Source organism: Kitasatospora sp. NPDC056138 (genome assembly GCF_042264695.1).
Taxonomy (GTDB): Bacteria; Actinomycetota; Actinomycetes; order Streptomycetales; family Streptomycetaceae; genus Kitasatospora.
In genome coordinates, this window is sequence record NZ_JBHJVK010000049.1 from 57,961 (window position 1) to 67,867 (window position 9,907).

Below are 9,907 nucleotides of genomic sequence, written 5' to 3' on the forward strand. Positions count from 1 at the left end.
ACCGTATGGACACCTCGGCAATTCCGGCCCACCGGCCCACCACCACCTCCCGCGCCCAGCGCCGCACCGCCCGCGCGCACCGCTGGCGCCGGGACACCACGGAACTCGCGGCGGTCTTCACCGCCTGCGCCGTCGCCGACCTGGTCGCCAACGTGGTGGTGCACGGGCACGACGGACCGGTGCTGCTGCTCGGCTCGGCCGCCGCGCTGCTCGTCACCGCGGTGTGCCACGTCTGGTGGGCACACCGGCACCCGCACCCGCCGACCGCGCCCGATCCCGGCGCACCGCCCGGGGAGGCAGAGGTGACCGGACCGCTGAGGGACTTCGAGCAGACGGCGCTCTGGCGGGTCCGCACCACCGTCCCCGACTCCCCCGGCAGCCTGGCCCGGGTGAGCACGGCGCTGGCCGGCCTCGGGGTGAACATCGTCTCGATGCAGGCCCACCCGCTGCCCGACGCCACCGTGGACGAGTTCCTGGTCCGCGCACCGCGGACGCTGGCCCGCACCGAACTGGCCGCCGCGCTCGCCGCCGCCGGGGGCCGGGACATCTGGACCGACCCGGCCGACGCGCACGACCTGGTGGACGTGCCGACCCACGTACTGGCGCTCGCCACCCGGACCGCACTGGACGCCGCCGAGCTGCCCGTCGCGCTGCGGCAGCTGTTCGGCCGCTGCGCGATCCGGCAGTACCCGGGCGCCGGCCGGCAGGCCGCGGCCGGGGTGGACGGCCATGTGATGCGGCTGCCCGCGCCCTCTGGCGACCTGATCGAGCTGACCAGGCCGCAGCTGCCGTTCACCCCGACCGAGTTCGCCCGCGCCCAGGCCCTGGTCGAGCTGGACAGCCTGCTCGGCCCCCGGGTCCCCAAGGTCGAGGACCGCCTCAGCCTCCGGGCCGGCACCGATCTGACGGTCCGCCGGGCGGACGCCGACGACAAGGCCGCCGCGCTGGCCATGCACCACCGCTGCTCGAAGGAGGCGCTGCGCCGGCGCTACCACGGGCCGGTGAACGACGCCGACCGGTACCTGGACCACCTACTCGACCCCCGGCACGGCCAGACCCTGGCGGTGGAGACCACGGAGCGGCGGATCGTCGCGCTGGCCCATCTGATGTGGGACGACGACAGCGCCGAGGTGGCCCTGCTGGTCGAGGACGACTGGCAGCGGCGCGGGCTCGGCGTGGACCTGCTGCGGCGGATGGCGGCACTGGCCCTGGAGGGCGGGGTGCGGACGGTGTACGCCGTCACGCACGCCTCCAACACCGGGCTGATCTCCACCATGCGGAAGCTGGGTGCCCCGCTCGACTACCAGGTCGAGGAGGGCACCCTGGTGATCACCGCTCACCTCACCGAGGCCGCCGAACGACTCCCCGCCCCCTGGCCGGCCGGCCCGGGCCGCTGAGGACCCGCGCTCCGCGTGGGACAGCGGAGCACGGGACAGCGGAGCGCGGGACAACGGAGCACGGGACAGCGGAGCGCGGGACAGGGACGCCGGGAGCTGCGCGGAGCAGCGGTGCCGGGAGCTGCAGTGGTCCTCGACGGCCCGGGCCGGTCGGCAGGCGTCCGCACCGAGCGCGGTGCGCCACCCGGCCTCCCGGTCGGCGGTGCACCGCGCTCCGCCGGATCCGGGGCGGCGAAGAGACCCTCCGCTTCCCGCAGTTCCCCGTGCTCCGGTCCGGTTCCGTCCGGTTCCCCCTGCTCCCGGAGGACCCTGCGAGGCCGCCCGCACCGACCCGTGCAGAGGGCCTCGCCGAGGGCCTTGCCGAGGGCCCGTCAGGGCCCCGCCGGTACAACCGAGGCAGGCCAGACCGGGTCCGGGACTCGGACCCGGCGCGCGGAGTGGGTAGGCTGGGCCCGTCCCCGCCGCCCGACGGTCCCCGTACGACCGAGGGCGGTGCCGCAGCAAGGAGGAACCACTGAGCATGCCAGGCACCGATTCGGAGGCCACGGCCGCACGCGAAGCCTCACTGCCCGCCCGTGCCAAGCTCGCCGTGACGGCTGGCCGGGTTGCCGCCGCCCTCTCCCAGAAGGCCGGCCGGGGCAGTGGCTCGGTGATCGGCGGCAAGGTCGCCCTCAAGCTCGACCCCGATCTGCTCGCCACCCTGGCCGAGCACCTCGACGTCGTCCTGGTCAGCGCGACCAACGGCAAGACCACCACCACCCGGCTGATCGCCGAGGCCCTGCGGGCCGCGGGCCCGGTGGTCTCCAACGCGCTGGGCGCCAACATGCCCGCCGGTATCACCGCTGCGCTGGCAGGTGGTTCGGACGCCAAGTTCGGCGTGATCGAGGTCGACGAGAAGTATCTGGCCGGGGTCGCCCGCGACACCCGTCCCAAGGCGATAGCGCTGCTGAACCTCTCGCGCGACCAGCTGGACCGCGCCGCCGAGACCCGCATGATGGCCGAGAAGTGGCGCGAGGGCCTCAAGGACACCGACGCGGTGATCATCGCCAACGCGGACGACCCGCTGGTGACCTGGGCCGCCTCCTCCTGCCGCAAGGTGGTCTGGGTGGCCGCCGGTCAGGCGTGGAAGGAGGACGCCTGGTCCTGCCCGTCCTGCGGTGGTGTGATGCAGCGCCCCGGCGACGACTGGTTCTGCCAGGACTGCGGTTTCCGCCGTCCGCAGCCGCACTGGGCGCTCCAGGGCACCCACGTCATCGACCCGCAGCGCGGTGCCTGGCCGATCCAGCTCCAGCTGCCCGGCCGGGCCAACCTGGCCAACGCCACCAGCTCGGCCGCCGTGGCCGCGGTCTTCGGGGTGGCACCGCAGGTCGCCCTGCAGCGGATGCAGTCGGTGACGGCGGTCGCGGGCCGCTACGACGTGGTCTCCTACCAGGGCCGCGACGTGCGCCTGCTGCTCGCGAAGAACCCGGCCGGCTGGCTGGAGACCTTCTCGCTGATCGACGGCCCCCCGGCCCCGGTGATCCTCTCGGTGAACGCGATGGACGCCGACGGCACCGACACCTCCTGGCTCTGGGACGTGGACTACGAGCGCCTGTCCGGCCACCCGATCTTCGTGATGGGCCAGCGCAAGCTGGACCTGGCCGTCCGCCTGGAGGTCGCGGGCCTGCAGTTCCAGGTGATCGACACCCTCGACCAGGCGGTCCAGATGGCACCGCCCGGACGCATCGAGGCGATCGCCAACTACACCGCGTTCCAGCAGCTGCGCAAGGCGGTGGCGAACTGATGTCGTACCCCTCCGGTCACCCTCAGCAGTACAACCCGCAGCAGCCTCCTCAGCAGCAGCAGTACAACCCGCAGCAGGCCCCGCAGCAGCAGTACGGCCAGCCGCAGCCTGCACCCCAGCAGTACAGCCAGCAGCAGCCCGCGCCGCAGCAGTACGAACCGCAGCAGCCCGCGCCGCAGCAGCAGCACGGAAGGTCTTCCCGGATGAGTGACAGCAGCCTGCGCCTGGTCTGGGTCTACCCCGACCTGCTCAGCACCTACGGCGACCGGGGCAACGCCCTGGTCGTGGAGCGCCGGGCCCGCCAGCGCGGCCTCGGGGTGCAGCGCATCGACGTCCGCTCCGACCAGGCCGTGCCGACCAGCGGCGACATCTACCTGATCGGCGGCGGCGAGGACCGTCCGCAGCGGCTCGCGGCCGAACGGCTGCGCAACGACACCGGGCTGGTCCGGGCCGCCGAGAACGGCGCGATCATCTTCGCGGTCTGCGCCGGCTACCAGATCCTCGGCCGCGAGTTCATCAACGACCTCGGCGAGCGCGAGGCGGGCCTGGGCCTGCTCGATGTCTGGACCACCCGCGGCGAGGGCGCCCGCTGCGTCGGCGACGTGCTCGCCGAGGTGGACCCGCGGCTGGGCCTGCCGCAGCTGACCGGCTTCGAGAACCACCAGGGCGTCACCCACCTCGGCCAGGGCGTCTCGCCGTTCGCGAACGTCCAGGTCGGCCGGGGCAACGGCACCGGGGACGGCACCGAGGGCGCCTGGCGGGACACCGTCTTCGGCACCTACCTGCACGGTCCGGTGATGGCCCGCAACCCCGCCGTCGCCGACATGCTGATCAAGCTGGCACTGGACGTGAACGCCCTGCCGCCGGCCGACACCACCTGGTACGACGCACTGCGTGCCGAGCGGATCGCCGCGACCCGCCAGCCCGCCTGACCGCCTCCTGCCAAGGAGCGCTGTGACCGGCGCTTGGGCACCGATCTGACCGGATAGCGGTCACTCGGTGCCCAAGCGCCGCCATATGTACGACAATGCAGCCGTACGACATTCAGCTCCACATAGAGTCTTCTGGGCGCACACCCTCCTCGGCGCCCAGTGCAGTTTCTCGCGGGTGCGCCGACGGCGCCGCTCCCGCGTCGGCGCCTGCCCGGCCGGACGCAGGAGCCGTAAGCTGCCCTCTGGCCCGATTCGATCACTTGTGTCCGAATTCGGGTGGTAGTCCGGCCGTCCGGTTCTTCCCCCCAGCCTGGCGGCTGGGAGGTGCCCCCAGGGGAGTTGCAAAGCAATGCGTATTGGTGTGCTGACCAGCGGCGGTGACTGCCCCGGCCTGAACGCCGTGATCCGTTCCGTGGTCCACCGGGGGGTGGTCGACCACGGTGACGAGATCATCGGGTTCCAGGACGGCTGGCGCGGACTCCTGGAGGGCGTCCACCGCCCCCTGACCCTCGACTCGGTGGGTGGCATCCTGGCCCAGGGCGGCACCATCCTGGGCTCCTCCCGGGTGCAGCCGAGCCACCTGCGGGACGGCGTCGAACGCGCCAAGAAGTACTGCCAGGACCTCGGCATCGACGCGATCATCCCGATCGGCGGCGAGGGCACCCTCAAGGCCGCCAAGCTGATGAGCGACGCGGGCCTGCCCGTGGTCGGTGTGCCGAAGACCATCGACAACGACATCGCCTGCACCGACGTCACCTTCGGCTTCGACACCGCCGTCTCGGTCGCCACCGACGCCCTGGACCGCCTCAAGACCACCGCCGAGTCGCACCAGCGCGTCATGGTGGTCGAGGTGATGGGCCGGCACACCGGCTGGATCGCGCTCAACGCCGGCATGGCGGCCGGCGCCCACGCGATCGTGGTGCCCGAGCGGCCGTTCCACATCGACAAGCTGACCGACGTGGTCCGCGAACGCTTCGACCGGCAGAAGAAGTTCGCCATCGTGGTCTGCGCCGAGGGCGCCAAGCCCGAGCCCGGCACCATGCACTGGGAAGAGGGCAGCAAGGACATCTACGGCCACGAGCGCTTCACCGGCATCGCCACCCAGCTCTCGCGCGAGCTGGAGCACCGCCTCGGCAAGGAGGCCCGCCCGGTGATCCTCGGCCACACCCAGCGCGGCGGCACCCCGACCGCCTACGACCGGGTGCTCGCCACCCGCTTCGGCTGGCACGCCGTCGAGGCCGCCCACAAGGGCGCCTTCGGCCACATCACCGCGCTCCAGGGCACCGAGATCAAGCTGGTCTCGCTGGCGGACGCGGTCGCCGAGCTGAAGACCGTCCCGGCCGAGCGCTACATCGAGGCCGAGACCGTCATCTGACCCGCACCGGACGCACGACGGCCGGTCGTCCTCCTCCTGGGAGGGCGGCCGGCCGTCGGTCTTCCCGGGCGCAGCGGGCCGACGGCCCCGGCACCTCCCCCGCGCCCACGACCGGGTACCCCCGAAGGCGCGGGCGCGACCGCAGGGGCCGGCCGCGACCCGACCGAGGTCGACATGACCTGACACTTCGTCACATAACCTCCAGGAGCCGGTCCACGGGGTGCGGACCGACGAACTCCCCTTGCTGACAGCCGTGTTCACAGGCCACCACCGGCTGCACACCCGCTCCGTCCGCCGCAACCGCGCCGCCACGCCGCCAACTGCCGGGCACCCGAAGGCGAGCAGCGGCATTTCGGCACCGGGCCGCCCGGCCAGGCGGCCTCGCGCCGGACCCGGACCGCCGCGACCTCGACATGTCCTCCCCGGGCCGGGACGAACCGGTGCGCCGGCAGGTCCCGGCCCGGCCGGCCGTGGGCCCAGGGCCCCGCGCGACCCCGTGCGGCCCCACGCGGCCCCGTGTCCGGCCACCGGCCGGGGCCTTCCGGCCAGCCGGTACTGTGGGCGGACGTTTCGTCGAGAGGCTCCGTCCACATGGCCAAGATCCCCGCCGCACCGCCCGTCCGGGCGCGCAAGGCACTGCTCAAGCTGACCGGGGTGAGCCGCTCGTACGGCGAGCGCGAGGTCCTGCACCCCGTGGACCTGGCACTGGCCGCCGGGGAGTGCGTCGCGCTGCTCGGCCACAACGGGTCGGGCAAGTCGACCCTGCTGCGAATCGCGGCCGGGCGCGACCTGCCGACCAAGGGGACGGTCCGCTTCGACGGGCTCCCGATGGACGAGAACGATCCGCGGATCCGGGCCAGGGTCGCCGTGGTCGGCGACATGGTCGCCTGCTACCCCGACCTCACGGTGCGCGAGCACCTGCTGCTGGTCGCCGCCGCCCACGGGGTGGCCGACGCCCAGGAGTGGGTCGAGCACGTACTGGCCGACCGGATGCTCGCCGAACGGGCCGACGCCCTGCCCTCGGCGCTCTCCTCCGGCCAGCTGCAGTCCCTCCTGCTGGCCTGTGCCCTGGTCCGGCCGCGCGATCTGCTGCTGCTGGACGAGCCCGAGCAGCGGCTGGACCCCGATGCGCGCCGGCGGCTCGCGGACCTGCTCAGGGCCGAACTCGCGGACGGCGTGGCGGTGCTGCTGGTCACCCACCACACCGACCTCGCGCGCGAGGTGGCCGACCGGGTGGTGGTCCTGGAGGACGGCCGGATCGTCGCCCAGGGCCCGCCCCGGAAGGTCCTCGGGGACGGGGAGCACGCCGTGGACCGCAGCGCCGACCCGGCGGGTGCCCGGTGACCGCCGAGACCCGCGCCGACGATCCGGCCGTCCCCGACCTGGCCGACACCGCCGAGGCGGCGGCCGAGGACGCCGACGAGGCCGCGGAGAGCCCGGAGGCGCCCGCCGAGTGGTCCGCCGACGACGACTGGACCGACGAGACCCTGGCCCTGCTGCGGGCGATGCGCGCGCCGCACCGTCGGCAGCGGGCCAAGCAGATCGGCTTCGCGGTCTACTGCACGCTGCTGGTGCTGGTCGTCTGGGGAGCCGTGCCGAGCCTCGGACTGTTCCTCCAGGCCTCGATGGGCGCCGACTACACCGGCCACGGCGGCACCCTGCTCGCCGCGATGCCCAGCGGCATCGCCGCCGTCGGGATCGCCACCGTGCTGCTCGTCGTCCGCGACGGGCTCTGGCGCGGACCGGTCGTACCGCCCCGGGCGACGGCCGACTGGCTGCTCGCCCACCCGGTCCGTCCCCGCCCGGTGCTCCGGCCGTGGTTCTGGCTCTCCTGCGGACTGGCCGTGTTCCCCGGGCTGGTGACGGCCTGCGGCGGCATGGTCGCACTGGGACTGACCCTGCGGGTCGGGCTGCCCGCCGCACTCGGCTGGTGCCTGGTCGGCGGGGCCTGTCTGCCGCTGCTGGCCACCTGCGCCGGGCTGCTGGTGGAACGCAGCGACCGGGCCGCCCAGTGGGTGCGGCGGCTCACCCCCTGCGCGACGCTGCTGGTGGTGGCGCTCGGGACGCAGAGCGTACTCGCCGCCGCCGGGCACCCGGTGCACTGGCTGGAGCGGGTGGAACTGTGGTCGGGCCCGTGGGGCTGGGCCGGGATCGCCGCGCTGGCACCGACCCGGGCCGCCGTACCCGGCGCCTGGGTGGCCGCCGGGCTGCTGATCGCGCCCACCCTGGTCTGCCTGGTGCTCGCCGACCGGGCGGCCGCGACCGTACCCCTGATCCGGCTGCGGGAGCGGGCCCGCGCCGCGGCCGGGGTACTGGCCGCGCTGCGGACGATCGAGCTGCGGGCCGCGCGGCTCGCCGTGACCAGCGCCTCGGGCGGCACCCGGCAGCGCCGGGTCCGACTGCCCGCGCCGCGCCGGTCCTGGCTGGTGGTGCCGTGGCGGGACGCGCTCGCGCTGCTCCGCTCCCCCGCCCGGCTGGGCCGCGCCGTGGTGCTCACGGTGCCGGCGCTGCTCTGCGCGGTGCCGGCCCACGGATTCCGGGGCGTGCCCTCCGCGCTGGCCACGGCCGTCGCCCTGGTCTTCGGCTACCTCGCCGTCGCCCAACTGCTCGAACCCGCCCGGATCGAGACGGACGACATCCGGCGGGCCTCCTGGTCCCCCTACCCCGTCTCCGACCTGATGCTGCGGCACGCCGTCCTGCCGACACTGGTCGGTGTCCTGCTCGGGCTGGCCTGCTCGCTGCTGCTCGTCCTGTCCGGCGGCGGCCCGGCCGTCTGGCTGCTGCCCGCCGCGGTCCCGGCCCTGGTCGGGGCGGGGCTGGTGAACGCCTGCCGCGGCGTGATCCGTCAGGACCTCATGTACTCCGCGCGACAGGGGACCGGCGCGGGCGCGGGTCCGTTCGTCTTCGCCGCCTGGTACGCGGCCGGACCCGCGGTGGCGGTGCTGGTGCTGACCCTGCCGTTCTCGACGGCGCTGCGCGGCGCGGCGGCGGCCCCCGTCGGCACGGCCGCGCTGTGGAGCCTGGTCCTGGCGGCGGGGCTGCTGCGCTGGGCCTGGGGCCGGGCCCGGAAGCTGAGCGCACAGACCCGTCCGGTCAGCGCCTGAGACGGTCGGCCCGGCTCGCCGCCCACCCCGGTTCACCGGCCCCGGCCGGCCGTCCCGGCCGGGCGGTGACCGGGCCGTTCCGGGCCGCACCGTTTCACACCCGGGCCGTTCCGGACGGGGGTCGGCTGTCAGGAGGGCGTAAGGCACGCCTAGGCTGGGGGCCGAAGAAATCGGACGAACCGGACCCCGATCGGGGCCGGACGACCGGACGAACGAGGGAAAGCGGGACGCGCCGATGGGCGACGGCATGGCAGGGATGCACCACCACGGGGGCATGGGCACGCTCGGGCCGTTCACCCTCGACAACGTCCTGACCTGGTCGCCCGACTGGCCCTTCCTGGTCGCCGGCCTGCTGGCGCTCGCGCTGTACGGCGCCGGAGTGGTCCGGCTGGCCCGGCGCGGGGACCGCTGGCCGATCGGCCGCACCGTCGCCTGGGTCGCCGGGATCGGCACCATCCTGCTGGTGACCAGCACCGGGCTGAACGACTACGGCATGGCGCTGTTCAGCGCGCACATGATCCAGCACATGGTGCTCTCCATGCTCTCCCCCATCCTGTTGCTGCTGGGCGGGCCGATCACGCTGGCGCTGCGTTCGCTGCGCCCGGCGCGCAAGGGCAGCGGGCGGGGGCCGCGCGAGCTGCTGGTGGCACTGCTGCACAGCCGGTACGTCCGGGTGATCTCGCACCCGGCGTTCACCATTCCGCTCTTCATCGCGAGCCTCTACGGCCTGTACTTCACACCGCTCTTCGACTACCTGATGCAGTACCGGATCGGCCACATCGCGATGATGGTGCACTTCCTGGCGGCCGGGATGCTCTTCTTCTGGCCGATCATGGGCGTCGACCCGGGGCCGCACCGGCCCGGCTTCGTGATGCGGATCATCGAGCTCTTCATGGGCATGCCGTTCCACGCCTTCTTCGGCGTCGCGGTGATGATGGCCAGCCACCCGCTGGTCACCACCTTCACCGTGGAGGGCGCACCGCCCGGCACCGACCTGATCACCGACCAGAAGCTCGCGGGCGGAATCACCTGGGCCTTCGGTGAGATCCCGACCGCGATCGTGCTGATCGCGCTGACGCTCCAGTGGGCCAAGTCCGAGGAGCGCCAGGCCCGTCGCGGCGACCGCGCCGCCGACCGCAACGGCGACGCCGAGCTGGCCGCCTACAACGCGTACCTCGCCTCGCTGGACAAGCGCGGCGGCAAGCCGGTCACCGACGCGGGCTGAGCCCGGCTCACGTTCTCCCGGGGCCCCGTTCCCCACCGGGCCGTCGGGGGGGTGGGTCCGGGGCCCCGGGGGGTCGCGGCGGCGGCGCCCC

At 74.1% G+C, this 9,907-nt stretch carries 7 protein-coding genes; all 7 read left to right on the forward strand.

From position 1 onward, the window contains the following. The first annotated feature begins 5 nt into the window (after positions 1–5). The 7 genes from ACFC1R_RS26355 to ACFC1R_RS26385 all read left to right on the forward strand — a co-directional run bounded on the left by ACFC1R_RS26355 (position 6) and on the right by ACFC1R_RS26385 (position 9,816). Positions 6–1,397 carry a GNAT family N-acetyltransferase gene (locus tag ACFC1R_RS26355; protein ID WP_375942633.1) on the forward strand — a complete coding sequence of 464 codons (1,392 nt, stop codon included), beginning with the start codon at positions 6–8 and terminating at the stop codon, positions 1,395–1,397. Between the two features lie 520 nt (positions 1,398–1,917). Continuing rightward, the gene (locus ACFC1R_RS26360; protein WP_375942635.1) at positions 1,918–3,180 is read left to right on the forward strand and encodes a MurT ligase domain-containing protein; all 1,263 of its coding nucleotides are present in this window, start codon (positions 1,918–1,920) and stop codon (positions 3,178–3,180) included. A 203-nt stretch (positions 3,181–3,383) separates the two neighbouring features. Beyond that, positions 3,384–4,112 (forward strand): type 1 glutamine amidotransferase, encoded by a 729-nt coding sequence (locus tag ACFC1R_RS26365; protein WP_375942644.1) that lies wholly within the window; start codon positions 3,384–3,386, stop codon positions 4,110–4,112. A gap of 349 nt (positions 4,113–4,461) precedes the next feature. After that, the gene (locus tag ACFC1R_RS26370; RefSeq protein WP_375942637.1) at positions 4,462–5,487 is read left to right on the forward strand and encodes a 6-phosphofructokinase; all 1,026 of its coding nucleotides are present in this window, start codon (positions 4,462–4,464) and stop codon (positions 5,485–5,487) included. Positions 5,488–6,078: 591 nt separating this feature from the next. Further along, positions 6,079–6,831 carry an ABC transporter ATP-binding protein gene (locus tag ACFC1R_RS26375; protein WP_375942639.1) on the forward strand — a complete coding sequence of 251 codons (753 nt, stop codon included), beginning with the start codon at positions 6,079–6,081 and terminating at the stop codon, positions 6,829–6,831. Beyond that, positions 6,828–8,591, forward strand: a complete 1,764-nt coding sequence (locus ACFC1R_RS26380; protein WP_375942641.1) for a hypothetical protein — start codon at positions 6,828–6,830, stop codon at positions 8,589–8,591. Before ACFC1R_RS26375 ends, ACFC1R_RS26380 begins: the two co-directional genes overlap by 4 nt. A gap of 256 nt (positions 8,592–8,847) precedes the next feature. Continuing rightward, complete coding sequence (locus tag ACFC1R_RS26385; RefSeq protein ID WP_375942646.1) at positions 8,848–9,816, forward strand: cytochrome c oxidase assembly protein; 969 nt, start codon at positions 8,848–8,850, stop codon at positions 9,814–9,816. Positions 9,817–9,907 lie beyond the last annotated feature (91 nt).